A 26932-nucleotide genomic window follows, 5' to 3' on the forward strand; every position below is an offset into this window, starting at 1 on the left:
CCACGCGAGCCGCCGCGCGGCGGTCCTGCCGTGAACGGCGGTGCGGATGCGCCGAGCGGTAGTGACGGCACGACGAGCGGTCGGCCGGGCGGCTGCGCCGGCCGGTTGGCTCGGTCGGTTGGCCCGGCCGGTCTGGCCGGTGGGGCCGGGTCGCCGGTTCAGCCGGCCGTACGCCCCGGGCGGCGCGGCAGGTTCAGCGACTCGGGCGCGTGCAGCCGCAGCAGGGCGTGCGCCGTACCGCTGGGCACGCTGCGCCGCGTCATCCACGAGACCCCGATCATCACCGCGAACGCCAGCGGCACCGTCCAGGCCGCCGGCCGTACCAGCAACGCCCCCGGCCAGCCCCCGAGTTGCACGCCGAACATCGTCGCCGCCACCGTCACCAGCGCCGCCCCGCCGCCGGTGAGCAGTCCGGCGGCGGCGCCCTGCGGGGTCAGCCCGCGCCACCAGATGCCGAGCAGCAGCAGCGGGCAGAACGACGAGGCGGCGACCGCGAACGCCAGCCCCACCACGTCCGCGACGGGCCGCTCCACCACCACCAGCGACGCCACGCACGGCACCGCCGCCGCGGCCACCCCGGCCAGCCGCAGCCGCAGCACGGTCGCCCGCACCTCCGCGCGGGCGTCGGCCGCCTTCCCCGGCGGGGCCGTCGCCCGCCGGGCCCGTCTGCGCTCCAACTCCTGCCCCAGCACGCCCGCCACCGACATCGTCAGGCCGGAGGCGGTCGACAGGAACGCCGCGAACGCGCCGGCGGTCAGCAGCGTGCCGAGGACCGCCGCGGCCGGGCCGCCGCCGAGCAGCCGGTCGGGCAGGAGCAGCAGCGTGGCGTCCGTGCGGCCGGTCATGAGGAGTTCGGGGGTGTAGAGGCGGCCGAGGGCGCCGTAGAGCGGCGGCAGCACGTAGAAGGCGGCCAGCAGCCAGAGCACGGTCCAGGTGGTGCGGCGGGCGGCCGGGCCGTCGGGGTTGGTGTAGAAGCGGACGATGACGTGCGGCAGGCCCATGGTGCCCAGCAGGGTGGCGATGAGCAGCGAGTACGTCCCGTAGCCGGGGTGGTCAGTACCGGACAGCGGGCGGGTCCAGCCCTGGCCGTCGACGGGGTCCTCGTCCACGGGGTGCGGCACGTCGGCACCGGCGGGGAACCGTACCCGGGTCTCCGCGCCGATCGCGTGCACGCCGGGGCCGACGCGCACTCGCTCCCCGTCCAGCCGCTCGCCGTCGAGCCGGCCGTGCACCGTGACCCGTACCGGATCCTCGACCCGCACGTCGACCGCCTGGTGCACGGTCACCGTCGTCGCGTCGCGGAACCGCGGCGGCGCGTCGGCGTCCGGCCACGGCGCGCCGTCCGCGCGCCAGGCCAGCAGCAGGAAGATCACCGGGACCGCGAGCGCCGTCAGCTTCAGCCAGTACTGGACCGCCTGCACCGCCGTGACGCTGCGCATGCCTCCGGAGGCGACGGTCGTCATCACCACCGCCGCGACGGCCACCGGGCCGACCCACAGCGGGGCGCCGGTGACGGTGCGCAGCGTCAGTCCCGCGCCCTGGAGCTGCGGCAGCAGGTAGAGCCAGCCGATGAGGACGACGAGCACCGAGGCGAGTTGGCGCACGCGCGTGGACTGCAGCCGGGCCTCGGCGAAGTCCGGGACGGTGTACGCGCCGGAGCGGCGCATCGGCGCGGCGACGAAGGCGAGGAGGACCAGGTAGCCGGCGGTGTAGCCGACGCCGTACCAGAGCATGTCGGCGCCGTACGCGAGCACCAGGCCCGCGATGCCCAGGAAGGACGCGGCCGACAGGTACTCGCCGCCGATGGCGGAGGCGTTCTGCAGCGGCGTCACCGCGCGGGAGGCGACGTAGAAGTCGGAGGTGGCGCGGCCGGGGCGCAGCCCGTACACGCCGAACAGGGCCGTGGCGACGCAGACGATGGCCACGGCGACTGCGGGCTGGACGGTGTTCACGTGCGGTGCCCTGTCATCGATGCGGTCACGAACGCTCGACCAGGTCCGCGAACTCGGCCTCGTTCTTGCGCGCCTGGTGCTGGTACACCCACGCCAGCGCGAGTATCACCGGGTGCACCGCGACGCCGATCACCAGCCACGGCACGGGCACGCCGGCCAGCGTGGTGTCCCGTACGCCGGGCACCGTCGCGAGCAGCACCGGCAGCACGCCGAGTACGGCGCCGAGCGCGCCCACGACGAGGGCGGCGAGGCGCAGTTGGGTGCGTATGAGGGAGCGGAGGTAGACGTCGCCGAGCGGGGTCTGCCGGCCCAGGTCGTCGGCGACCAGGGCGCGGCTGCCGGGCAGGGTCTTGGAGCTGCGGGCGGCGAGGGTGCGGGGGTGCGCGACGGTCACGCGGGGCGGCGGCTCGGGGGGCTCGGGCGGGGCGGTGGACTGCGCGGTGCGGCCGTGCGGCACCCGGGATGCGGGTGCCGGGGTGTGCCGCGTGCCGCTCCCCGGCGCGGAGATCCCCCGATCGCCCGCCATGTCACACCGCCGCCGTCGGTGGATGTCGGACCAGCATCTCGCGGACCTGGCGGGTGTGCCGCCGGCTGACCGGCAGCACGTGCCCGCCGAGGACGACGAACGTACGCCCCGCCGCCATGCGCAGCTCGCGTACGTGGTGCAGCGCGACGAGATGGCTGCGGTGGATGCGTACGAACCCGGCCGCCCCCCACCGCTCCTCCAGGGTCGCGAGGGGGATGCGCACCAGGTGGCTGCCGCCGCCCGTGTGCAGCCGCGCGTAGTCGCCCTGGGCCTCGGCGTAGAGCACCTCGCTGCGCTGCACGAACCGGGTGACACCGGCGAGTTCGACGCTGATGACCTCGTCCGGCGCCGACGTGCGCTCCGGCGCCGCCTCGCCAGGCTCCGGCTGTTCCCCGGCCGCCGGCTCCCCGGCCGACGCGGCGCACCGGCGCACCGCCTCCGCCAGCCGCTCCGGCGCCACGGGCTTGAGCACGTAGTCCGCGGCGTGCAGCGCGAACGCCTCCACCGCGTGGTCCTCGTGCGCGGTGACGAACACCACCCGCGGCGGCTGCGCGAACCGTGATATCAGCCGGGCCAGCGCCAGCCCGTCCAGGCCCGGCATGCCGATGTCCAGGAACACGGCGTCCACCGAGCGGCCCGAGGCCAGCGCCCGGTCGAGGGCCAGCAGCGCCTGCTGCCCGTCCCCGGCCGTCTGCACCTCGGCCACCCGCGGGTCGCGGCGCAGCAGGTACGCCAGCTCCGCCAGGGCGGGCTCCTCGTCGTCGACGGCGAGAGTGTGCAGCATGCGGGAACCCTATGCGGGGTGCGGCGGCAGCGAAACCCGTCTATCGCTCACATCGTGCCGGGGCCGCTCTGCAACGCGTCCGGATGGAACTTCGGCACCCGGACGTGCACCTTCGTCCCGGCGCCCGGAGCGGTCTCGATGACGAGCCCGTAGGCGTCCCCGTAGACCTGCCGCAGCCGCTCGTCTACGTTCCGCAGCCCGATGCCCGGCGCCCGCGGCGCGTCCCCCGCCAGCTCGGCCAGCTCCGCCAGATCGCCGGCCAGCGTGCGGGCCAGGGTCTCCGCCGCCATGCCGGCGCCGTCGTCCTCGACGCTGATCAGCGCCTCGCTGCCGCCGTCCGCCGCGGTGATGGTGAGCCGGCCAGGGCCCGGCTTCTTCTCCAGCCCGTGCCGCACGGCGTTCTCCACCAGCGGCTGCAGGCACAGGAACGGCACCACGACGCTGAGCACCTCCGGCGCCACCCGCAACGAGACCTCCAGCCGACCGCCGAAGCGGGCGCGCTCCAGCAGCAGGTAGCGGTCGATGCAGCGCAGTTCCTCGGAGAGCGAGGTGAAGTCGCCGTGCCGGCGGAAGGAGTAGCGGGTGAACTCGGCGAACTCCACGATCAGCTCACGGGCGCGCTCCGGGTCGGTGCGCACGAAGGAGGCGACGGTGGACAGGGAATTGTAGATGAAGTGCGGCGAGATCTGCGCGCGCAGCGCCCGCAGCTCCGCCTCGCTGGCGGCGGCACGGGAGCTGTCCAGCTCGGCCAGCTCCAGTTGCGCGGAGACCCAGCGGGCCACCTCGGAGGCGGCGCGCACCAGGCCCGCGGAGGCTTGGGAGGCGAAGACGGCGAGCACGCCGTCGACGCGGCCGGCGACCGTCAGCGGCACCGCCACCGCGTGCCGCAGCGGGCAGTCCGGCCAGGTGCAGGCCACCTCGCGGGGACCGATGACCTGCGTACGGCCGCTCTCCGTCACCTGCGCCGCGGCCCCGGGGACGGCTTCGGAGTGGTCGTGGCCCGGCTTGCCGTCGGGGCCGTCCCAGGCCAGCAGCTCGCCCTTGCCGTCGGCGAGGGCGAGCGCGGGCGCGCCGAGCAGGTCGCGCAGGTGCGGGGCGGCGCGGCGGGCGCCGTCTGCGGTGAGGCCCGCGCGCAGCGGGGGCGTGGCGAGGGACGCGGTGTGCAGCGTCTCGTACGCGGCACGCTCCTGCGGCGTGCCGTACTGCCGGTTGCGCGCGACGTACACACCGATGAGCGCCGCGGCGGCGCAGAGCACCACGACGGCGCCGAGCAGCAGCGCGCCGGTCGCGGCCGACATCCCGGGCATGGACGGGACGGTACCGCGCCGGGGCGGCCGGCGGCAGCGGGCGTCGCCGTGCGGTACCCCCGGTCGGACCGTCGGCAGCGGGACGGCGGGCCGGGCGCGGGCAGCTTCGTCAGCCGGCGGTGCCGGCTGCGGAGGCCGGCAGCACGTTCTCGACGTAGTCGGCGACCGCGGCCTCCAGACCCACGTCTTGCTGCGTCTGCTCGGCCAGCAGCCAGCGGTGCTCCAGCACCTCGTGGTAGACCTGCGCCGGATCGAGCTGCCCGCGCAGCGCCAGCGGCACCGCACCCACGGTCGGCCGGAACACCTCGCGCACCCACCGGTGCGCCAGCACCTCGGGCCGGGCACCGAGCGGGTCGCCGGGCGCGTAGTCGTCCTGGGTCGCCATCCAGCTCTCCAGGTCGTTCAGCAGCCGGCGGGCCTGGTTCTCCTCGGTGTCCATGCCGGTCAGCCGCAGCAACTGGCGCTGGTGGTGGCCGGCGTCCACGACCTTGGGCACGAACGAGACGGTGTCACCGCCCGGCGAGTGTGTGATCTGCATCTCGGCCACGTCGAAGCCGAGGTCGTGCAGGCGGCGTATGCGGCGCTCGATGTAGTGCCGCTTGTCGGCGGGGTAGACCGACTGCCGGGTCAGCTCGTGCCACAGGTCGCCGTACCGCTCGGCGATGGCCGCGCCGAACGGGATCGGGTCGATCGACGGGTGCAGCGCCCCCGACGCCTCCAGGTCCATCAGCTCGCCCGAGATGTTCATGCGGGCCAGCTCGATGTCGTACTCCCGCTGGCCGTGACTCAGCCGCGGCTGGATCTGCCCGGTCTCGGCGTCCACCAGATACGCGGCGTACGCGCCGGCGTCCCGGCGGAAGAGGGTGTTGGACAGCGAGCAGTCGCCCCAGGCGAAGCCCGCCAGATGCAGCCGTACGAGCAGCACGGCCAGCGCGTCCATCAGCCGGTTCACGGTGCCCGGGCGCAGCGTCGTCTCGAACATCGCCCGGTACGGGCGCGAGCCCACCAGATGGCGGGTGACCAGCGCCGGCTCCAGCGGCTCGCCGTCCGCGCCGGTGCGGCCGGTGACGACCGCCAGCGCGTCCACGGCGGGGATGCCGAGCCGGTCGAGGTCGCGCAGCAGCTCGTACTCCCGGCGGGCGGCGCGCTCCGGCACCTCCTTGATCGCCACGACCTCCTCGCCGGCCTCGGCGAAGCGCACCACGTGCCGTGAGATACCACGCGGCAGGTCGACCAGGCAGTCCTCCGGCCAGGCGTCGAGCGGCAGCTCCCAGGGCAGGTCGAGCAGCGCGGCGGGATGCTCCGGGTTGGTGGCGCTGATCTGCAGCTCCGGGCGCACGGTGGTCCTCCTCGGTCGTTCGCCTTCCATCATGCGGTGCCGGCCGCGGCGGCGAGGAACTGGGTGGTGGCCAGCTCCGCGTAGAGGGGGTCGCCGGCGACCAGCTCGGCGTGCGTGCCCACGGCCCGCACCCGGCCGGCGTCCATCACCACGATCCGGTCGGCGCTGGTGACCGTCGACAGCCGGTGGGCGACGACGAGCACGGTGGTGCGGCGCGCCACCTCGGTGACGGTGTCGCGCAGGGCCGCCTCGTTCACCGCGTCCAACTGCGACGTGGCCTCGTCGAGCAGGAGCAGCCGGGGCCGGCGCAGCAGCGCGCGGGCGATCGCGACGCGCTGGCGCTCGCCGCCGGACAGCTTGGTGCCGCGGTGTCCGACGAGGGTGTCCAGGCCCTGGGGCAGCCGGGCCACCAGCTCGTCGAGCCGGGTGGTCTTCAGCACCTCCCGCACGTCGTCCTCGCCGGCCGCCGGGTTGCCGAGCACCAGGTTGTCGCCGAGCGAGCCGGAGAGCACGGGGGCGTCCTGCTCCACGTACCCGATCGCGGCGCGCAGCTCGGGTATCGGGTACCGGGTGACGTCGTCGCCGTCGAGGAGTATCCGCCCGGCGGTCGGCTCGTAGAACCGCTCGATCAGCGAGAACACGGTCGTCTTGCCCGCCCCCGACGGGCCGACGAACGCCGTCATGCCGCGCGGCGGCACCTGGAAGCTGACGCCGTGGTGCACGTACGGCAGGTCGTCGGCGTACCGGAAGCGGACGTCCGCGAACGCCAGCGAGGCCGGCTCGGCGCCCGGCTCAGGCAGCGCCGCGGGCTCCGTGGCGGGCTCGGCCGGAAGCCGCTGCGCCTCGCGGATGCGCTGCAGCGCCGCGGCCCCCGACTGGTACTGCGCGATCGCGCCCACCACCTGCTGGATCGGCGACATCAGATAGAAGACGTAGAGCAGGAAGGCGACCAGCGTGCCGACGTCGATCGACCCGGTCGCCACCCGCGCGCCGCCCACGGCCAGCACCGTGATGAAGGCGACCTGCATGGACAGCCCCGCGGTGTTCCCCGCCAGTGCCGACCACTTGGCGGCCCGCACGCTCTGCCGCCACGACTCCTCCGCCGCGGCGTGCACGGCCCGCTCCTCGCGGTGCTCGGCACCCGACGCCTTGATCGTGCGCAGCGCGCCGAGCACCCGCTCCAGCGCCGCGCCCATCAGGCCCACGGACTCGGCCGCCTGCTTCGCCGCCCGGTTGATGCGCGGCACGATGACGCCGATGACCGTGCCGGCGGCGGCGATCACGGCTGCGGTCACCGCGAGCAGCACGGGGTCGACGACGCCCATCAGCACCATTGTCGCCACGGCGGTCAGCCCGCCGGTGCCGAGCCCGACGAGGGTGTCGGTGGTGACCTCGCGCAGCAGCGTGGAGTCGGACGTCACCCGGGCCATCAGGTCCCCGGGCTCCGAGCGGTCCACGGCCGCTATGCGCAGCCGCAGCAGATACGAGCTGAGCCCGCGCCGCGCCGTCAGCACCACGGACTCGGCGGTGCGCCGCAGCACGTACGAACCCAGCGCCCCGACCCCGGCGTTGGCGACCACCAGCACCGACATCACCACCAGCGCCCCGGTGATGGACCGGTCCTCGGACAGGTCGTCGATCAGCGACCGCGCCACCAGAGGCAGCGCGAGCCCGGTGGCACCCGTCGCCAGGGACAGCAGCGCACCGGCAAGCAGCGCCCCGCGGTGCGGACGCGCGTAGGCGAGCAGCATCCGCCAGGGCGGCCTGTCTGCTTCGGGGGTCTCGTCCACGGCCACTTCGCACCTCCGGGCGATCTCACGGAGATCCTACGGCGCCGGGACGACGGCGCCGGAAGTTATCCACAGGCCCCCCGCGGCGGCCCGCCGGCCCCGCCGATCGCGCCGTGACCGCCGCGCTGTCACATCAGCCGCGCTCCGCTGGTCACGGTGGTGCCACGGTGGAACGGAGGAAGGACCCGATGGACGAGCACCAGTTCCTGGCCCTGCGTTTCGAGGAGCACCGCCTGCATCTGCACGCGGTCGCCCGCGGGGTCCTGGGCTCGGCCGAGCTGGCCGAGGAAGCCGTGCGGGAGGCATGGCTGCGGGTGATCCGCGCGGGACCGGACAGGGTGGAGAGCCTCGGCGGCTGGCTGCGGACGGTCGTGGGCGGGGTCTCCCTGGACGTCCTCCGGGCCCGGGCGGCGCAGGGGGAGGACCTGCTCAGCCCAACCGGCGACATAAATGCGCTGAATGCTGCAAGAGTGGCGATCGGCGGTGCGGAGGCGGACGGAGCAGGCGCTCCCGGTCCGCGCCGGGAAGGCGTCCGCGGGGACGCCGTCGGCACCGCGGTGCTCGCCGTGCTCGACTCGATGCCGCCCACGGAGCGGCTGGCGTTCGTGATGCACGACCTGTTCGCGATCCCGTACGACGAGATCGCGCCGATCGTGGGGCGGTCGCCGGCCGCGACCCGGCAACTGGCCCGCCGGGCCCGGCGGCGGCTGCAGCGCCCCGTGACCGACAGCGCGGACGACGGCCATCCCTTGGCGGACGCGCCCGGCGCACGCTCTGCCGGCACCCGCGCCCCAAGTGCCGATGCGGCCATGGGCGAGCCGGCGGACTGGGGCGTCACCGTGCGCTGGAGCGCGATCACCGGCGCGTTCCGCGGCACTGTGCGCGGGAAGGACTTCCACGCGCTCCTCCCGCTGCTCGATCCCGACGTGGTGCTCCGCGCCGATGCCGCCGCGGTGGCCGCGGGTGCGGCGGCGGAGGTCCGCGGGGCGGTGGCGGTCGCCGATGTCTTCACGGAGCGGCTCAGAGCCGCCCGCCCGGCACTTGTGGACGGTGCACCGGGGCTGGTGTGGATGCACGACGGGCGGGCGAGGATCGCGTTCGTCCTCGTCGTCGCCGACGGCACCATTGTCGGCATCGACCTGATCGCCGACCCGGACCACCTCGGCCGGCTGGTGTTGCGGCTGCTCGACGGCTGACCGCCCGCCGCCGGGCCGGCCGCTCAGCCGTGATCCGCCGCGAACACCCACGCGGGCGGCTCCGCGTCGGCCGTCTCGGGGGTGTCCTCGACCGGGACCACCAAGCTCACCACCGTGAGCTGCTGCCCGCAGTTGGGGCACGCGTGCGCGGTGCCGAGGCCCGGCGGCTCCACCGCCGGCGGCACGGGCCCCGCCGCTCGCGGCACCGCGCCGCCGGCGCCCGCGGCGGCCCGCCGGTGCTGGCCGCGCCACCACCGCGCCTTGCACCGCGGCCCGCAGAACTTCCGGTTGGGGCTGCTGCTCGTCCAGGTGAACGCGGTACCGCACTCGGCGCAGTACCGGGTCTGAGTGACCATGGATCCTCCTCGTCCGGCGCGGCGGAGCCGGCGCCTTCGGCCCGGGGTTTGGTGACAAGTAGATCGGGGGGAGGGTTACTGCGCCGGAACGCCTGCTGTAACCGCGGTGCAACCCACGGTCCGCCCGCAGCGGTGGTTGAGGTGAGAGCAGGTGCAGGAGGGGAGCGCTGTCACCGCGCTGCAACCTGCCGCCACCGATGATGGGATCAGCACGGTTGACCGCGTGCGGCCCCGGTCGGCGGGCCGCGGCCCTGGGGAGCGGGCGGTCGGCCGTCCGGCCGGGTTGACGGGGAAGTGCGTCGCAGATCGGCAGGTGAGGTGCGCAGCATGTCCAGGGAAGAGACGCGCGGATCCGGCCACGCGACGAACCCGGCGGTCCGCGCTTCGGGCCAGCCGCCCGCAAGCCAGGCGTCGATGCCGGCGTCCCCGTCCCCGTCGCGGCCCGCCAACCGCCTGTCCGTGACCGGCCGTTCCACCACGCGCCGTACGGCGCTGTCCCTTCCGCCCGGCCTGCCGCTGGCCGAATGGAGCCATCTGGGGCGGCAGATCTTCGTTATCGCGGATTCTTCCGCCTGGTGGCTCGGCGACTGGCTCATCTACGGCAGGAACCACTATCCGGACCGCTACAAACGTGCGCTGGCTGAGACTTCCTTTGATTATCAGACGCTTCGCAACTATGCCTGGGTGGCAGGTAAATTCGCTCCTTCGAGACGGCGGGACAAGCTCAGCTTCCAGCATCACGCGGAGGTCGCCGGGATGCCGGTGGCCGAGCAGGACGAGTGGCTGACCCGGGCGGCGCAGGGCCGGTGGACGCGCAGCGAGCTGCGCAGACAGATCCGGGAGAGCCGCCGGTCCGCCGTGGAGGGGGCGGGTGCGTCGCTCGTGCAGATGAGCGTTGTGCCGGAGCGCCGGGTGCGGTGGCAGAAGGCTGCCGAGGCCGTCGGTCTGGAGCTGAGGGAATGGATGGTCCTGATGCTGGACGAGGCGGCAGAGGAGCCTTTTGCGGACGCCTCGGGGTGACCGCGGGCGCGGAACTCCGGGCGGAGAGCGCGGTGTTGGCGAAGTGGGCCTGTCCCTGTGCACGCGCGTTCGATAGAATGTTCCATTCCGGTAGCTCCTGGTCAGCTTCCCCTGAGTTGTCCCGCCGGCGGGACAACAGGCTTGATTCCAGCCCGCTCTCGCCCCGTCGGACTTTCGGCTAATTGGTGACTCACGGGGTTCTTGAGGCGTCAACTATCCGGATTCTCGCCCTCCACCCCGAGCGAGCTGTGATTTTGACCGGCAGTCATGTGCAGCACATGTCAAATTCCCCGTGTGGTGGCGTGTGTTCGGTGAGGCGTGGGGTGTCTGATCGCGGCCCGCGCTGTTAGAGTCGCTGTCCGAACGGGGGAACATTCACTCGCTTCGTCCGGGAGCGAAGCCGAGCAACGGGGAGAGCCGAATGGCGTCGACTGCGGGGCCGGGTCTCCGTGTCGATCAGACGTCATTCCGATCACCCTCACTTCCCCTGGGCCGAGAGGTCTGACCTCTCGGCCGCCGGTTCAGTTGGCGACCACATCAGTACGGCTGCGTCAAGGGATTGTTCGAGTTCCGGTAATCGCACGAATGGGTTCGGGCCATGGCCCGGCTCACCGGAAGTTGGATCGGGGAGGAATTGAAGTTGACGTCCGTGCAGGGGCATCTCGATCAGATGCCGGTCGAGGTCGAAGTCCGCAGATTACGCAGAGCGGGCTCGCCTCGGACTTCGGGAGAAGACCGAGAGCATGTAAGAGTACTGGCGCAGGCACAAGCCGAACTGCCGCCCATCGTCGTACACCGCGCGACCATGCGGGTCATCGACGGACTTCATCGACTGCGGGCCGCCGAGCTCCGCGGTCAGGACACCATCGCCGTCCGCTTCTTCGACGGGACCGAGGCGGACGCGTTCGTCCTCGCCGTCGAGTCGAACATCGCCCACGGGCTGCCGCTGACGATGGCGGACCGGAAGCGGGCCACGAGCAGGGTCATACTGTCGCATCCGCAGTGGTCGGACCGGATGATCGCGTCGGTGACGGGCATCGCCCCGGCGACCGTCGCGGCCATTCGCCGGCGCGAGTCGGCGGACACCGCCGCCACCGGCCACCGGGTCGGTCAGGACGGCCGCATCCGTCCTCTCAACGGCAGCGAGGGGCGCAGGATCGCAAGCCGGATGATCACCGAGAATCCGGGCCTGTCGCTGCGGCAGGTTGCCAGGGCCGCGGGGATCTCCCCGGAAACGGTCAGGGATGTCAGAAACCGCATGCGCAGGGGAGAGGGACCGGTGCCGGTGCCGCGGCAGCGGAGTACGGCCCGTATCGAAGGCAGACCGAAGGTGGTGGCCGTGTCCGCGGGCGTTGCGACGACGGCAGCCGCGGTCCGGATAACGGTCGACGACCGCGGCTCGGCCGTGAACCGGCTGAAGGCCGATCCGGCGCTGCGGCTGAGCGAAACCGGCCGTACGCTCCTTCGGCTTCTCCACATTCACACGCTCACCGGTGACGACTGGGAGGAGATCATCGGCAACGTGCCCGCGCACTGCCGCGGTGTCGTCGCCCAACTGGCGCGCGAATGCGCCGGGATCTGGAGGGATATCGCGATGCGGATGGAACGCGAAAGCGTCCGGCCGCTGTAACCGGGGCGTCCTCCGAACGCCGAGGAGCCGCCGTGGGGAAACGTGGCAGACGGCGGGACGGAAAAGCAGGGTGAACACCGTCGGAAGCGGCAGCCGTCCCCGTGCGGCATGCGTGTCTTCGTCATGGTGCTGGGATGAAGACGCGCATGTCCTGCCCCCTTGTTCGTGAAAATTCACGGGTGTCCAACTACTCGAAACGAGCTGTTGGACGGCCCGGGCCCACCGCCCTGCCGGCGGACCCGGGCCGCGGCCATGCCCGGGGGCGTACGGCTAGGGCGCTGCTCCACGGGAGCCTTCGCTCGGCGCGCCGCGTACGGTGCGCAGTCCGCGGGCCTCCGCGACACCCGTGCAACCGGAGAGCCCGAGCGCGTCGCGCAGTTCGTCACCCAGCAGTTCCAGCACACGCCGCGCACCCGCCTCACCGGCCGCGCCCAGTCCCCAGATCACCGGCCGCCCCACCAGCACCCCGGATGCGCCGAGCGCGAGGGACCGCAGCACATCCGTCCCGCCGCGTACGCCGCTGTCCATCAGCACCTCGCAGCCGCCCGCCACCGCCGCGGCGACGTCCGGGAGCGCGTCGATGCTGGGCACCGCGCCGTCCAACTGCCGCCCGCCGTGGTTCGAGACCACGATCGCGTCCACACCCGACTCCGCCGCGCGGCGCGCGTCCCGGGCGTCGAGCACGCCCTTGAGGATCACCGGCAGCCGGGTGTGCGCCTGCAGCGCCGCCACCGACTCCCACGTGACCGCCGGCGAGAACGCCTCCGCCGTGTGCGCCGCAACCGCGGAGGCACCTGGGCGGCGCCGGTGGGCCGTGGACTCCGCGGTGGCGAAGTGAGCCGCGCGCACCTGCCGGGGGAGCGCGAACCCGCTGCGTACGTCCCGCAGCCGGCGGCCCATCCACGGCACGTCGACCGTGAGCATGACCGCCGTACAGCCGGCCTCCTCCGCCCGGCGCACCAGATCGAGGGTCCGCACCGTGTCCCGCAGCCAGTAGAGCTGGAACCAGACCGTGCCGCCGACACCCGTGATCTCCTCGATCGGCACGCTGCTCAGCGTGCTCGCCGTGAACGGCACGCCCGCCGCCTTCGCCGCCCGCGCCGCGGCCGTCTCGCCCTCGGCGCACACCAGCCGGTGGTACGCCACGGGCGCCACCGCCACCGGCATGGACACCGGGCGCCCCAGCAGTGTCGACTCCGTGGTGCACCGCGAGACGTCCCGCAGCGCGCGCGGCACGACGCACACCCGGTCCAGCGCCGCCCGGTTGGCCGCCAGTGTCGTCTCCGCGCCGCTGCCCCCCGCCACGAAGTCGCGCACCTCGGGCGGCAGCACTTCGGCGGCGGCACGCTCGACGTCCGCGAGCGCGGGCGCCGCGTGGCCCGGGGGGTCAGCGCCGGGACGGCCCACGCTGGCCGGTCCTCTCCAACTCCACGGCCTCGTACAGGGCCTTGATGTTCGCGCTGCCGAAGGTCTGCGCGCCCTGCCGCTCGATCACCTCGAAGAACAGGGTGTGCCGCGGGTGGGTGGAGGCGGTGAAGATCTGGAACATCTGTCCGTCGTGGTCCTCGTCGGCCAGCACGTTCGTCGCCCGCAGGTCCGCCAGCCGCGGCTGGCTCAGCGACGGGATGCGCGTGCCGAGCATGTCGTAGTACGAGCCCGGGGTGGCCAGGAACGTGACGCCCCGCCGCGCGAGCGTGCGCACCGAACGCACCGCGTCCGCCGAGGAGAAGGCCAGGTGCTGCACCCCGGAGCCCTGGTGGTCCTTGAGGAACTCGTCGATCTGCCCCGGATCCGCCGTCGGGTCCGGCTGGATGAGGGTGAGCGTCACCGCGCCCGACCCGCTCCGCACGACCTTCGACTCCATCGCCTGCGAGCCGACCACGATGCGCTCCTCGAAGACGAACTCGAAGCCCAGCGCCCGCTGGTAGAGGTCGACCGTGGGATCGAGGCTGCCGGTGTCCAGGCAGACCGCGACGTGGTCGATCTCGTGGAGCCCCACCGCGCCGGCGCGCCCGTCGTCTTCCCGCAGCGTCGGCGCCAACCCCACGGGCAGCCCCGCGCCCTCCCGGGGAGCGCGCTGCACGAGCGTGTGCGCCACGTCCCCGAACCCTCCTATCGCGGCCGTCACGGCCGGTCCCCCGCCCTCGTGTGCGGTCGGCCCGCGCAGCACTCTGGCGCCGCCGGCCGCCGCCGTGTCGCACGCGGCCCGCACGTCGGCGGTGCGCAGCGCGATGTCGGCGACGCCGTCGCCGTGCGCCTGGACGTACGCTGAGGCGGGGTGGTCGTCCGAGGTGGCCTCGGTGAGCACGAGGGTGATGCGGCCGTGGCGCAGCGCGATGCTGCGGTGCTCCGGGGAGCCGCCGGTGCCGACGACCGAGAAGGCGTACTTGTCGACCCAGTCGAAGGCGGCGGCTTCCAGACTCCCGACGTACATCTCGACGTAGTCGATGGATACGTCGCCGAAGGGAACTCCGGCATCGCTGAAATCGTGCATGACTGTCCTCCGGTCGCGAAGTGGCATGCGTTTCCCGGACTGTAGGCGACCGGCCGCGAATCTGGCTACGTGCGTCTTTTCTGGACTCACATCCTGTTGGTCGGCGGCTCCGGTGCATAAGCTGTAGCGCCGTTTCCCCCCTTCGGTCCACGCCTTTCCGGCCGGTGCCGCCCAGTGCAATTCTTCGATGAGGTTCTCGCGAACAGGGGATGTCTGGTGATTCGCTCCATAGCCGTCGTGGGCACCGGTCTGATCGGCACCTCCGTGGCCCTGGCCGCCCGCCGCCGGGGACTGGCCGTGTACCTCTCCGACCGCGACGCCACGGCAGCCCGCACAGCCGCCGCACTCGGCGCCGGACTTGCCGAGGAGCCGCCCGGCCCGGTCGACCTGACGGTGATCGCGGTCCCGCCGAGCAAGGTGGGCGGGGTGCTGGTCGACGTGCAGCGGCGCGGCCTCGCCCGCGCGTACACCGACGTGGGCAGCGTGAAGGCGGTGCCGGAACAGGTGGCGCTGAACGCCGCGCCCCAGCCCGCGCGTTACGTCGGCGGGCACCCGCTGGCCGGCCGTGAGCGCTCCGGCCCGCTCGCGGCCCGCGGCACCCTCTTCGAGGGCCGCCCCTGGGTGCTCACGCCCTCGCGGCTCACTTCGCCGGCCACCCTGGAGCGGGGCCGCCGGCTGGCCGAACTGTGCGGCGCCGTCCCGCTGGTGATGGCCGGCCGCGCCCACGACGACGCCGTCGCCCTGACCTCCCACGTTCCCCATCTGCTGGCCAGCCTGATGGCCGCCCGGCTGCGGGAAGGCCCCGCCGGGGTGTCCCGGCTGGCCGGCCAGGGACTGCGCGACGTCACGCGGATCGCCGGCGGCGACTCGCGGCTGTGGGCGGACATCCTCGCCACCAACGCGCCGGCTCTCGCCGGGGTCGTACGGGACGTGCACGCCGACCTCACCCGGCTGGTGCCGGCGCTCGACGCGCTGGCCGGGCACGGCACCGGGGACCGCGAGGAGGCCCTGCGGACCGTCGTCGACCTGCTCGACCGCGGCATCGCGGGCCTCGGCAAGATCCCCGGCGCCCGCCCCGGACCTCCCGGGCACACCCCCGCGCTGCGCGTGGCGGTCTCCGGCCGGCCGGGGGAGCTGGGCCGCTTCCTGGGGGCGGTCACGGGCCTCGGCGTGGACGCCGAGAGGGCGTCGGTGGACACCGCCGCCGACGGCGGATTCACGGTACGGTGCCCCGTGCCCTCGCCCGACGCCGGCCGAATCGCGGCGAAACTCAGGGCCGACGGGTGGGATGCGGAGACCGATGGCGGAGAAGCCGAACTCGCGCCCGCTCCCCGATGACCTTCCGGACCTTTTCACGTTCACGTACGCCATCGTCCAACTGCAGGAATTGTCCAAGCGAGTGCGCGCGTGTCCAAGTGTGCAGATTGCTCTCTTGGACGGCGTTGTCGAAATATGCGGGGACGTGCTTTTCTAAGCGCCGGAACACGACGTCATCAATTGCCTTCGCGTGGGGGAATTCCATGGCTGCTCCGGGCCCCGAAGCACCCGTCGCCGGTGCCGCACCGCCGCCGCCGGTTCCGCCTGCCCGCCCGCTGCGCAGGGCCGAGCTGCACGGCAGCGTGTCCGACCCGGTGCTGGACACCATGAACTTCCTCAACGAGATCACGCTCCGCTACCCCGAGGCGATCTCCTTCGCCCCCGGCCGGCCGTACGACGGGTTCTTCGACATCGAGCAGGTCTTCACGCACATGCGTACCTACCTCCATCACCTCGCCGCCCAGGGAGGCACCCCGGAGGACATCCGCACCGCCCTCTACCAGTACGGCCCGACCGCCGGTCAGATCCGCGGGATCGTCGCCGAGTCGCTGCGCGCCGACGAGGGCATCGACGTGCCGGCCGAGTCCGTCGTGGTGACCGTCGGCGCCCAGGAGGCCATGCTGCTGGTGCTGCGCGCGCTCATCGCCGGTCCCGACGACGTGCTGATGGTCGCCAGCCCCTGCTACGTCGGCATCACCGGGGCGGCCCGGGTGCTCGACATCGCCGTGCACCCGGTCGGGGAGCGCGACGACGGCTTCCACACCGCCGACCTCGAAGCCGCGGTGCTGGCGGAGAAGGCGCGCGGGCGCCGGCCCCGTGCCTTCTACGTGGTCCCCGACCACTCCAACCCCTCCGGCAGCACGCTCACGCCCCAGGCCCGCACGGACCTGCTCGACCTGGCCGCCCGCCACGACCTGCTCATCCTGGAGGACAGCCCGTACCGGCTGGTGAGCCCCGGTCCGCCGGCGCCGACCCTGAAGTCCCTCGACCGCACCCGCCGCGTGGTCCACATCGGCTCGTACTCCAAGACCGTCTTCCCCGGTGCCCGCGTCGGCTTCGTCATCGCCGACCAGACCGTCGTCGACGACTCCGGCGCCACGAGCCTGCTCGCAGACGAACTCGCCAAGATCAAGAGCATGGTGACGGTCAACACCCCGTCGCTGAGCCAGGCGGCCGTCGCCGGTGCGCTGCTGGCCGCGCAGGGGCTCGTCTCCGAACTCAACGCCCCCGCGGCCGAGCACTACGGAGACGCCATGCAGGCCGTGCTCCGGGCCCTGGACGCACGGCTGCCCGCCGACCGCAGAAACGCGCTCGGAGTGCGGTGGAACCGGCCCGAGGGCGGCTTCTTCCTCACCGTGCAGGTGCCCTTCCACGCCGGTAACGCCGCGCTCACCCGATCCGCCCAGGACTTCGGCGTCATCTGGACGCCGATGAGCCACTTCTACCCCGGCGACGGCGGCGGCCACCGGGCCATCCGGCTCTCCATCAGCTATCTGACCACCGAGGAGATCGACGAGGGCACCGCGCGCCTCGCCCGCTTCATCGAGGCCGAGGCCCGGGCCGGGTGACCCGCAGACCCCGGTCTCTCCTCCCTCACCCGTCCGACTCCGGCGAGAAAGGACCGCACGTGAACGGCATCAGCACAGCGCAACGACCGCGTAGCAGGAAGCGCATGTGGGGGTGGACCTTCCGATGACCACCGGCGTGGAGCGTGCGGAGCTCCTGGATCCGCGGTCCGCGGCAGCACCGGCGACCGGCTCCTGCCGGACCGGCATCCTCGGGGTGGGCACGGCCGCCACCCCCACCACGTATACCCAGCAGGAGGTGCTCGACGCCTTCGGCATCACCGACCCCAAGGTAAGCTCCGTCTTCCTCAACAGCGCGATAGAACGGCGCCATCTCACACTGCCCGCCCCCGACGAGCACGGCGTCCGCTGCTCCGAGCCGCAGGGCGACCTGCTCGACAAGCACAAGGCCACGGCGATCGAGATGGGCGCGGAAGCCCTCCGCGCCTGCCTGAAGAGCGCCGGCCACGAGCTGTCGGACCTGGGCCACCTGTGCTGCGTGACGTCCACCGGCTTCCTCACCCCCGGCCTCAGCGCGCTGCTGATCCGCGAGTTGGGCATCGACCCGCACTGCAGCCGGTCCGACATCGTCGGCATGGGCTGCAACGCCGGGCTGAACGCGCTGAACGTCGTCGCCGGCTGGTCCGCCGCACACCCGGGCGAACTGGCCGTCGTCCTCTGCGCCGAAGCCTGCTCCGCGGCGTACGCCTTCGACCAGACCATGCGCACCGCCGTCGTCAACAGCCTCTTCGGCGACGGTGCCGCCGCCGTCGCGGTCATGTCCGGCGCACCCGCGGCCGGCCCCGACGGCGCCCGCGGCCCGGACCTCCTGAAGTTCGCCAGCCGCCTCATCCCCGAGGCGCTGGAGGCCATGCGCTACGACTGGGACCGTGCCCAGGACCGGTTCAGCTTCTTCCTCGACCCGCTGATCCCGTACGTCGTCGGCGCCCACGCCGAAACCGTCGTCGACCGGCTGCTGGAGGACACCGGGCTGCGCCGCAGCGACATCCGGCACTGGCTGGTGCACTCCGGCGGCAAGAAGGTGATCGACGCCGTCGTCGTCAACCTCGGGCTCACCCGGCACGACGTCCGCCACACGGTCGGTGTGCTCCGCGACTACGGCAACGTCTCCAGCGGCTCGTTCCTGTTCTCCTACGAGCGGCTGCTCGACGAGGGCGTCACCCGCCCCGGAGACCACGGTGTGTTCATGACCATGGGCCCGGGCTCCACGATCGAAACGGCGCTGGTCCGATGGTGAGCGCGGAGGGTGCGATGAGCGAGACGCTCACGCTGAGGGTCGACGGGGCCGAGCCGCCGACGGCCGCGGCCGTCAAGGATCTCGCCGCGCTCTGCGACGAGGCGGAGGACCGCGGTGGCGCCGGCATCGTCACGGTGTACGTCACCGGCACCCCCCGGGCGGGCTGGACCGCAGGGCTCGACGTGCAGTTGGTCAGCAAGTGGGAGCGGACACTGCGCCGGCTCGAACGGCTGCCGGCAGCCACGGTCGCGGTCGCCCGCGGCGACTGCGGCGGCACCGCGCTGGACGCCTTCCTCGCCGCCGACATCCGCGTGGCCACCCCCGGCGCCCGGCTGCTCGTCGCCCGCGACGGGCAGGCCACCTGGCCCGGCATGGCGAGCTACCGGCTCGTCCAACTGGCCGGCGCCGCCGGTATCCGCCGGGCCGTGCTGTTCGGCCTGCCCATCGAGGCCCCCGAGGCACAGACACTGGGTCTCGTCGACGACCTCGCCGCGGACCCCGCGAGCGGCGTCGCCGCAGCCGCCGGGCTGGTCTGCGGGCTGTCCGGCAAGGAGGTCGCCATCCGCCGGCAGTTGCTCTTCGACGCCACGACGACCAGCTTCGAAGACGCGCTCGGCCAGCACCTCGCCGCCTGCGACCGGCTCCTGCGGGCGGACGCCGTCCGGGTGGCCTCGTGAACGCCGACCGGCGGCCGGCGTCCGCCCGGGACGGCTGGCCGGAGGCCGGCGCCGCGCTCGCCCGGGCCGAGGAGAAGATCGCCGCACTGCCGCCGCCCGCCGACCGCACACCCGCACAGCGGACTCGCGCCGCCGGGGTCCTCGACGAGGCGCGCGCGCTGCGCACCGCCTTCCTCGACGCCCACGTCGCCGCCGTCTACGACCGGCTCACCGACGGCCGCACCACACCCCTGGGGATCGCCGACCTGGTCTCCGCCGCTGCTGTCACCTACCCCGGGCTCGTACCCACCGCAGCGCAACTGGCCGCCGAGCGCGACCGGATCCAGGCGGACAAGGAAGGGCACGAGATCGACCAGGGCATCTTCCTTCGGGCAGTGCTCGCCTCCCCGGCCGCAGGCCCTCACCTGCTCGACGCCATGCTGCGCCCCACGCCCCGCGCGCTGGAGCTGCTGCCGCGGTTCACCGAGACCGGCCTGGTCGACACCGACTCGGTCCGGCTCGAACGGCGCGACGGCGCGGCGTATCTGACGATGCACCGCGAGGACTGCCTCAACGCCGAGGACGAGCAGCAGGTCGACGACATGGAGACCACCGTCGACCTCGCGCTGCTCGACCCCCGCGTCCGGGTCGCCGTCCTGCGCGGCGGCGAGATGACGCATCCGCGCTACCGCGGCAAGCGCGTCTTCAGCGCCGGCATCAACCTCAAGAGCCTGCACGCGGGCGGCATCTCCCTGGTGGGCTTCCTGCTCCGCCGCGAGCTGGGCTACATCCACAAGATCGTCCGCGGGGTGCGCGGCGCCGGCGGCGCGTCCTGGCATTCCCGCACCGTGGCGAAACCCTGGATCGCGGCGGTCGACAGCTTCGCCATCGGCGGCGGCATGCAACTCCTGCTCGTCTGCGACCACGTGCTCGCCGCCTCGGACGCCTACGTGTCGCTGCCGGCGGCCCGCGAGGGCATCGTGCCGGGCGCCGGGAACTACCGTCTCGGCCGGCACACCGGCCCGCGGATCTCCCGGCAGGTCATCCTGCAGGACCGCCGGCTGCCGGCGACCGACCCCGACGCGCGGCTGGTGCTCGACGAGGTTGTCGAGCCGGCCGGGATGGACGCGGCGATCGCCGCCGCCGTCGAACGGCTCGGCGCCCCCGCCGTCGTACCCAACCGGCACATGCTGAACCTCGCCGAAGAGCCCCCGGACGAATTCCGGTGCTACATGGCCGAGTTCGCCCTCCAGCAGGCCCTGCGGATCCACGGCACCGACGTCGTCGGCAAGGCCGGCCGGTTCGCCCGACGCCCGGCGTGACCACTGTTCGCGGCAGCCGGGCGCCCCGGCTGCCGCGGGCGCACCTGCCGCCGAAGGGACCGCGGGCCATCAACGGAAAGGAGCAGGCCCGATGCCGACCGCCCGGATCAACGGGATCACCCTCGGCTTCGACGACCACGGCACGGGGCAGCCGGTCGTCATGGTCACCGGCACCGGCGCCCCCGGCCGCATCTGGCGCACTCACCAGGTGCCCGCCCTCACCGCCGCGGGCCACCGGGTGATCACCGTCGACAACCGGGGCATCCCCCCGAGCGACCCGTGCCCCGGAGGCTTCACCCTCGGCGACATGGCCGCCGACATCGCCGGGCTCATCGAGCATCTGGGCCTCGGCCCGTGCCGCGTCGTCGGCTTCTCCCTCGGCGCGAGCATCGTCCAGGAACTCCTCCTCGCCCGTCCCGAACTCGTCAGCCAGGCCGTCCTCATGGCACCCACCGGGCGCGCCGACGGCCTGGTCTCGGCCATGACCGCCGCCGAACTCGACCTCTGCGACAGCGGCGTGAAGCTCCCCGCGCGCTACGCCGCGTACGTCAACGCCCTCCAGAACCTCTCCCCGCAGACGCTGAACGACGAGGCGACGCTGCGGGACTGGCTCGACGTCTTCGAGATGACGGCCGTCGACACGTCGGCTTTCCGAGGGCAACTGGATCTGCAGACGACGGCCGACCGGCTCGGTGCGTACCCGCGCATCTCCTGCCCGTGCCTGGTCATCGGCTTCGGTGACGATCTCGTCATCCGCCCGCACCTGTCGCGCGAGGTCGCCGCTGCCATCCCCGGCGCCACGTACGTCGAGATCCCCGGCTGCGGCCACTACGGCTACCTGGAAAGGCCGGACGCCGTCAACGCGGCCGTCCTCGACTTCTTCGCCGCCACCCCGGCCTGAGACCCGCCTCCCCGTGGCCGCCACCAGCAGGAGGGCCCCGTCCGGAACCGTCCGCTGAAACCCCGGCCTTACGCCCTGCCGCGCTAATCTGAAGGCGGTTCGAACCGAGCACGGGAACACGACGAAGTGAAGCGCTGTGACCGCAGTGTGACGCACGGTGGGGGATCGTCAGCCGTGATGGCCGTTCACGAACGTCCATCCGCCGGATCCTCGCCATGCGCCCGCGAGAGTGCCGACAGGTGCCGCTGATGAGGGTTCTGGTAGTCGAAGACCACGCTGAGCTGGCCGACTCGGTGGCACGGGTGCTGCGCCGGGAGGGTATGGCCGTCGATGTCGTGTACGACGGGTCCGACGCGCTGGAGCGCACGATGACCGTCGCCTACGACGTCGTCGTGCTCGACCGCGACCTCCCCGGCGTCCACGGGGACGACGTGTGCAAGGAACTGGTCTCCCAGCCCCACCACGCGCGGGTGCTGATGCTCACCGCCTCCGGGACGATCTTCGATCGCGTCGAAGGGCTGAACCTCGGCGCCGACGACTATCTGCCGAAGCCCTTCGCCTACGCCGAGCTGGTCGCCCGGCTGCGGGCCCTCGCCCGCCGCGCCCAGCCGGCCGTCCCTCCCGTACTGGAACACGGCGACCTCCGGCTCGACCCCGCCCAGCGCTTCGCCACCCGCGGCGGCGAACGCCTGACGCTCACCCCCAAGGAACTCGCCGTCCTGGAGTGCCTGCTGTCCGCCCAGGGGCGGGTGGTGTCGGCGGAGGAACTCCTCGAACGGGTCTGGGACGAGGCGGCCGACCCGTTCACCACCACGGTGAAGACCACGATCAACCGCCTGCGCTCCAAGCTCGGTCTGCCCCCGGTGATCGAGACGGTGCCGCGGAGCGGCTACCGGATTTGAGGTACGCCCATGGGGCTGTCGACACTGCACCTGGCCGTCCTGAAACGCGTCGGCGCGATGTCCGAGCAGCTCACCCCCCGGCGGGTCCGGGTACGCCTCACCCTTCTGTACGGCTCGCTGTTCGTGCTCTCCGGCGCCGTGCTGCTGGCGATCACGTACCTCCTCGTCGCCCACCCCGCCGGCGGTCTGGTGACGTTCAAGGACGTGCAGTACGGCTCCTCCGAGTCCTCCGCCCAGGCGGACACCCGCACCTACCGGCTGGACGAGGATCTCGGCAGCCAGGAGGGCGGCATCGTCGAGGGGATGCGCCAGCAGGCGTCGCGCCAGCGGGAGGCGATGCTCGACCGGCTGCTCATGCAGTCCGGGCTCGCCCTCGCCATCATGTCGGTCATCGCCATCGGACTCGGCTGGGTGGTCGCCGGCCGCGTCCTGGCCCCGCTGCGCACCATGACGAGCACCATCCGCCACATCTCCGCACGCAACCTGCACGAGCGCCTGGCCACCGGCGGCCCGCCCGACGAGCTCAAGGACCTGGCCGACACCGTCAACGGGCTGCTGGGCAGGCTGGAGACGGCGCTCGACTCCCAGAAGAGGTTCGTCGCCAACGCCGCCCACGAGCTGCGCACCCCGCTCACCCTCGAACACGCGCTGCTGGAGGAGACCCTCATCGACCGCGGCGCCACTCTCGAATCCTTCCGCGCCAACTTCGAGCGGCTGCTGAAGATCAGCAAGCAGCAGGCCACCCTCCTCGAGTCGCTCCTCACCCTCTCGAGCAGCGACCGGGGCCCGGACAACCCGGAACCACTCGACCTCGCCGAGGTCGCCCGCGAGGTCCTGCCCGCGTTCCGGCCCGAGATCGGCCGGCGCGAGCTGGCCGTCGAGGCGGTCATGGAACCGGCCCGCATCTCCGGCGACTCCGCACTCATCCAGCGGCTGGTCGCCAACCTCCTCGACAACGCCATCGATTACAACGTCCAGGGTGGCAGCCTCGAAATCGCCACCGGGGTACGGGACGGGGGCGCGTTCCTCACCGTCCGCAACACCGGCTCCACGGTCCCGCCGGACCAGGTCGAGCGCCTCTTCAACCCGTTCCAGCGGCTCCGCCGCACCGCCGGCGACGGCCACCACGGGCTGGGCCTTTCGATCGTCCGCTCCATCGCCGTCGCCCACGACGCCGCACTCACCGCCGAGGCCAGAGCCGAGGGCGGGCTCGCCGTGACCGCCGCCTTCCCGCTGTGCGACGACGGGCCAGGCGAGAACGGCCGGCTGGCCGGGCTCGCGGAGCCGGGCGCCGCTCCCGCCCATTTCTGAGACGGCCCTTTCCGTTTCCCGCAAATAACACCCGTCCAACTGCGAATAATTCACAGTTGGACACCTTCCCGTTGTCCAACCTTGTCGCCTTCTGGCCGCCTGGTTAGTGTGTGTTCCGGCTTGAGGAAACCCCACCGACGGGAGCGGTCATGGCGAATCCGTTCGACAACGAGAGCGGCTCTTTCCTGGTGCTGGTCAACGATGAGAACCAGCATTCACTCTGGCCCGCGTTCGCCGAAGTCCCCGCCGGCTGGAAGTCCGTGTTCGGCGAGGAAAGCCGCAAGGCGTGCATGGACTACATCGAGGAGAACTGGACGGACATGCGGCCGAAGAGCCTGATCGAAGAGATGGACCGGCACGAGCAGGCCGCTTCCCGCTAGGAGCCCCGGCCCGACGACGAGCAGTGGAGGTAATCCGTGGCCATGATTGGCGGCTCCGGGCCGGTCATCATGCGCGCCGGCGGGCCGGATTCGGTCACCAGGCAGAAGGTCAAGAAGGGTACGGCGAAGCGCATCCTTCCCTACACCCGGCCGCACCGGTTCAGAATTTCCACGCTGTTCGCGGTCACCGCGCTCAACGCGGGAATCGTGGTCGCCATTCCCATTCTCTTCAAATACCTCATCGACAACGGCATCATGCCGCGGGACACTTCCGTCGTCGTATGGATCTCCGTGGCCGTCGCGATCCTGTCGCTCCTGCAGACCGTCGTCGGCTTCGCGGAGGCATGGCTCTCCGGCAAGGTCAGCGAAGGGCTCATCTACGACCTGCGCACCGAGGTCTTCGACCACGTTCAGCGTCAACCCCTCGGCTTCTTCACCCGCGCGCAGACCGGGTCGCTGGTCAGCCGGCTCAACACCGACGTGGTCGGCGCCCAGCAGGCCCTGACGTCGCTGCTGTCCACCGTCGTCTCCGCCGGGCTGACCGCACTCCTCGTGCTGGGCGCGATGTTCTACCTCTCCTGGGAGATCACGCTGATCAGCCTCGTGATGCTCCCGCTGTTCATCCTCCCCGGCAAAGTCGTCGGTCACCGGCTGCAGCGCGTCATGCGCGAACACATGCAGGTCAACGGCGAGATCGGCGCCTTCATGAGCGAGCGGTTCAACGTCACCGGGGCGCTGCTCGCCAAGCTCTACGGCCGGCCCGAGACCGAGAACGGCATGTTCGCCGATCTCGCGGGCAAGGGCCGCGACCTCGGTGTCCGCGCGTCGGTGTACTCCAAGCTGCTGTTCCTGTCGATGATGCTGGTCGGCTCCCTGTCCACCGCGCTGGTCTACGGGCTGGGCGGCGGCCTCGTCATCGAGGGCGTCTTCCAGATCGGCACCCTGGTGGCGCTGGCCACGCTGCTCACCCGGCTGCTCGCGCCCATCAACCAGCTCTCCGGCGCCCAGCGGGACATCCTGATGGCCCTGGTCAGCTTCGACCGGCTCTTCGAGATCCTCGACCTCAAGCCGCTCATCCAGGAGAAGCCGGACGCCCGTGCCCTGCCCGCCGCCGGTGCAGCGGCGGGTGCGCCGGCGATCGAGTTCTCGGGAGTCTCCTTCCGCTACCCGTCCGCGGCAGACGTCTCCCTCGCCTCCCTGGAGTCCCTCGCCGGTCCCGCACCGCAGGCCGGTGACAACTCGTGGACGCTGCGCGGCCTGACGTTCACCGCCCCCGCGGGCAAGCTCACGGCGCTCGTCGGCCCCTCGGGCGCCGGCAAGACGACCATCACCCACCTGGTGCCGCGGCTCTACGACCCGGGCGAGGGCGCCGTCCGGATCGGCGGCCACGACCTCCGCGACCTCACCCTGGCCTCGCTCCGCGACACCGTCGGCATGGTCACCCAGGACGCCCACCTCTTCCACACCACCATCCGGCGGAACCTCCACTACGCCCGCCCGGACGCCACCGAGAAGGACATGATCGAAGCCTGTGAAGCGGCCCAGATCTGGAGCCTGATCGAGTCGCTGCCCGACGGCCTCGACACCCTCGTCGGGGATCGCGGCTACCGGATGTCCGGCGGTGAGAAGCAGCGCATCGCCATGGCCCGGCTCCTGCTCAAGGCCCCGCCGATCGTGGTCCTCGACGAGGCGACCGCCCATCTGGACTCCGAGTCCGAGGCGGCGCTGCAGCGGGCCCTGAAGACGGCACTCACCGGAAGGACGTCGCTGGTGATCGCCCACCGGCTGTCCACCATCCGGGACGCGGACCAGATCCTGGTCGTCGACCAGGGCCAGGTCCACGAGTACGGCACCCACGACGAACTGCTCGAACTCGACGGCCTCTACGCCGAGTTGTACCGCACCCAGTTCTCCCGCCAGCCGAAGAACGGCGACACGCCGGCGCCGGGAACGGCACCGACGCTGGAGCCCCTGATGGACGGCCCGCCGCAGGGAATACTCATCGGCCCCGGGCCGGGAATGGGCCCCGGCCCCGGAATGGGCGGACCCGGCCCCGTCCTGCACGGCCCGGGGCCGCGCTAGACCCACGGATCCCGTCAACCGCAGGCAGCGGGCGCGCACGCGTCGCGTAGTCCGTATCGCCATGACCGATGTCGCTTGATTGAGCCAGTGGAGCCCGCAGAATGTCTGATTCGCGAAGCGCCGGTTCGGTGCTGGACCGGTTCGAGGAGTGGGTGCGGCGCACTCCGGGTGTGTGCGCCGTGCGATGCGGGGCCGAGGCGCTGTCGTACGGGGAGCTGGATCGGCGGGCGAACCGGTTGGCGCGGTATGTGCGGCGGCTCGGTGTGGGCCGGGAATCGCGGGTGGGGCTCTGTCTGCCACGTGGTGTGGAAATGGTGGCGGCGATGCTCGCGGTGTGGAAGGCCGGGGGCGCGTATGTGCCGATGGATCCGGAGTACCCGGCGGACCGCCGGGCGTTCATGATCGCCGACAGCGGGGCCACGGTCGTGCTGGCGGCCGATGCCGATGCGGGGTTGGTGGCGGAAGCCGCGGGGCACGTGGTGTCGCTGGACGACGCCGCGGAGGACATCGCCGTCCACCCGGCGGAGCCACTGGATACGGCCGTGGAGCCGGAGCAGTTGGCGTACGTGATCTATACCTCCGGTTCCACGGGCCGGCCGAAGGGGGTGGCAGTCCCGCACGGAGGCGTGGCGAATCTGGCGGAGGCGATGCGGCCGGTCCTGGGNGTCGCCGAGGGCGTGACGGCGTTGCAGTTCGCGTCGTTCAGCTTTGACGCGGCGGTGCTGGATGTCGCGGTCACGTTGGCGGCCGGTGGGACGTTGGCGGTTGCCGCCGGTGAGGAGCGGGTGGAGCCGGCGGCGCTGGCGGAGATGATCCGCAGCGCGGGTGTGTCGGTGGCCAGTGT

Annotated in this window: 23 protein-coding genes; 14 read left to right on the top strand and 9 right to left on the bottom strand. The window is 72.6% G+C overall.

Translation table 11 applies throughout. The features are described 5' to 3' along the window. Positions 1–158: 158 nt before the first annotated feature. The 6 genes from B124_RS31270 to B124_RS31295 form a co-directional block, all read right to left on the bottom strand. Positions 159–1952, bottom strand: a complete 1794-nt coding sequence (locus B124_RS31270; RefSeq protein ID WP_496506372.1) for a sodium/solute symporter — start codon at positions 1950–1952, stop codon at positions 159–161. Positions 1953–1977: 25 nt separating this feature from the next. Beyond that, on the bottom strand, positions 1978–2478 hold the full coding sequence (locus B124_RS31275; RefSeq protein WP_496506373.1) for a hypothetical protein: 501 nt from the start codon (positions 2476–2478) through the stop codon (positions 1978–1980). A 1-nt stretch (position 2479) separates the two neighbouring features. Beyond that, a complete protein-coding gene (locus B124_RS31280; protein ID WP_496506374.1) occupies positions 2480–3262 on the bottom strand; it encodes a LytR/AlgR family response regulator transcription factor in 783 nt (260 codons plus the stop codon). A gap of 47 nt (positions 3263–3309) precedes the next feature. Further along, entirely contained in the window at positions 3310–4560 is a 1251-nt protein-coding gene (locus B124_RS31285) for a histidine kinase (protein WP_496506390.1), read from the bottom strand. A gap of 118 nt (positions 4561–4678) precedes the next feature. Further along, complete coding sequence (locus tag B124_RS31290) at positions 4679–5938, bottom strand: DUF4032 domain-containing protein (protein WP_496506391.1); 1260 nt, start codon at positions 5936–5938, stop codon at positions 4679–4681. Continuing rightward, the gene (locus B124_RS31295; RefSeq protein ID WP_496506392.1) at positions 5938–7659 is read right to left on the bottom strand and encodes an ABC transporter ATP-binding protein; all 1722 of its coding nucleotides are present in this window, start codon (positions 7657–7659) and stop codon (positions 5938–5940) included. Before B124_RS31295 ends, B124_RS31290 begins: the two co-directional genes overlap by 1 nt. A gap of 227 nt (positions 7660–7886) precedes the next feature. Between B124_RS31295 and B124_RS31300 the strand changes: the two genes are divergently transcribed. Then, on the top strand, positions 7887–8894 hold the full coding sequence (locus B124_RS31300; RefSeq protein ID WP_496506375.1) for a sigma factor-like helix-turn-helix DNA-binding protein: 1008 nt from the start codon (positions 7887–7889) through the stop codon (positions 8892–8894). 23 nt (positions 8895–8917) lie between these two features. Here B124_RS31300 and B124_RS31305 read toward each other — a convergent pair whose 3' ends face one another. Then, a complete protein-coding gene (locus tag B124_RS31305) occupies positions 8918–9250 on the bottom strand; it encodes a DNA gyrase inhibitor YacG (RefSeq protein ID WP_496506376.1) in 333 nt (110 codons plus the stop codon). Between the two features lie 327 nt (positions 9251–9577). Here B124_RS31305 and B124_RS31310 point away from each other — a divergent pair, with 327 nt between their 5' ends. Both B124_RS31310 and B124_RS31315 read left to right on the top strand, forming a co-directional pair. Further along, complete coding sequence (locus B124_RS31310; RefSeq protein WP_496506377.1) at positions 9578–10270, top strand: LmbU family transcriptional regulator; 693 nt, start codon at positions 9578–9580, stop codon at positions 10268–10270. Positions 10271–10868: 598 nt separating this feature from the next. After that, positions 10869–11900, top strand: coding sequence for a ParB/RepB/Spo0J family partition protein (locus tag B124_RS31315; RefSeq protein ID WP_496506378.1), 1032 nt, complete (start codon positions 10869–10871; stop codon positions 11898–11900). Positions 11901–12170: 270 nt separating this feature from the next. Here the strand turns inward: B124_RS31315 and B124_RS31320 are convergent, their stop codons facing one another. Together B124_RS31320 and hppD are read right to left on the bottom strand one after the other, a co-directional pair. Further along, entirely contained in the window at positions 12171–13307 is a 1137-nt protein-coding gene (locus B124_RS31320) for an alpha-hydroxy acid oxidase (protein WP_496506379.1), read from the bottom strand. Further along, a complete protein-coding gene (gene hppD, locus B124_RS31325) occupies positions 13288–14394 on the bottom strand; it encodes a 4-hydroxyphenylpyruvate dioxygenase (RefSeq protein WP_496506380.1) in 1107 nt (368 codons plus the stop codon). The genes B124_RS31320 and hppD overlap by 20 nt, the downstream gene beginning before the upstream one ends. 219 nt (positions 14395–14613) lie before the next feature. On the opposite strand from hppD, the gene B124_RS31330 reads away from it, so the two are divergent. From B124_RS31330 to B124_RS31380, 11 genes are all read left to right on the top strand, one after another. After that, positions 14614–15732: a prephenate dehydrogenase gene (locus tag B124_RS31330; RefSeq protein ID WP_496506393.1), complete on the top strand. Its 1119-nt coding sequence runs from the start codon at positions 14614–14616 to the stop codon at positions 15730–15732. 182 nt (positions 15733–15914) lie between these two features. Further along, entirely contained in the window at positions 15915–17279 is a 1365-nt protein-coding gene (locus tag B124_RS31335; protein WP_496506381.1) for an aminotransferase-like domain-containing protein, read from the top strand. 124 nt (positions 17280–17403) lie between these two features. Further along, a complete protein-coding gene (dpgA, locus tag B124_RS31340) occupies positions 17404–18534 on the top strand; it encodes a 3,5-dihydroxyphenylacetyl-CoA synthase DpgA (RefSeq protein WP_496506394.1) in 1131 nt (376 codons plus the stop codon). A 14-nt stretch (positions 18535–18548) separates the two neighbouring features. Further along, a complete protein-coding gene (gene dpgB, locus B124_RS31345) occupies positions 18549–19211 on the top strand; it encodes an enoyl-CoA-hydratase DpgB (RefSeq protein WP_496506382.1) in 663 nt (220 codons plus the stop codon). Beyond that, on the top strand, positions 19208–20512 hold the full coding sequence (gene dpgC / locus B124_RS31350) for a (3,5-dihydroxyphenyl)acetyl-CoA 1,2-dioxygenase DpgC (RefSeq protein ID WP_496506383.1): 1305 nt from the start codon (positions 19208–19210) through the stop codon (positions 20510–20512). Before dpgB ends, dpgC begins: the two co-directional genes overlap by 4 nt. Before the next feature lie 91 nt (positions 20513–20603). After that, the gene (locus tag B124_RS31355) at positions 20604–21413 is read left to right on the top strand and encodes an alpha/beta fold hydrolase (protein ID WP_496506384.1); all 810 of its coding nucleotides are present in this window, start codon (positions 20604–20606) and stop codon (positions 21411–21413) included. 248 nt (positions 21414–21661) lie between these two features. Next, entirely contained in the window at positions 21662–22315 is a 654-nt protein-coding gene (locus B124_RS31360; RefSeq protein WP_496506385.1) for a response regulator transcription factor, read from the top strand. A gap of 9 nt (positions 22316–22324) precedes the next feature. Further along, positions 22325–23626, top strand: coding sequence for a sensor histidine kinase (locus B124_RS31365; protein ID WP_496506386.1), 1302 nt, complete (start codon positions 22325–22327; stop codon positions 23624–23626). 149 nt (positions 23627–23775) lie between these two features. After that, positions 23776–24006 (top strand): MbtH family protein, encoded by a 231-nt coding sequence (locus B124_RS31370; RefSeq protein WP_496506387.1) that lies wholly within the window; start codon positions 23776–23778, stop codon positions 24004–24006. A 42-nt stretch (positions 24007–24048) separates the two neighbouring features. Then, positions 24049–26088, top strand: a complete 2040-nt coding sequence (locus B124_RS31375; RefSeq protein WP_496506395.1) for an ABC transporter ATP-binding protein — start codon at positions 24049–24051, stop codon at positions 26086–26088. Positions 26089–26189: 101 nt separating this feature from the next. Beyond that, on the top strand, positions 26190–26932 hold a 743-nt coding region (locus tag B124_RS31380), incomplete at its 3' end, for an AMP-binding protein (protein WP_496506388.1).

This window comes from Streptomyces sp. CNP082 (genome assembly GCF_059570535.1).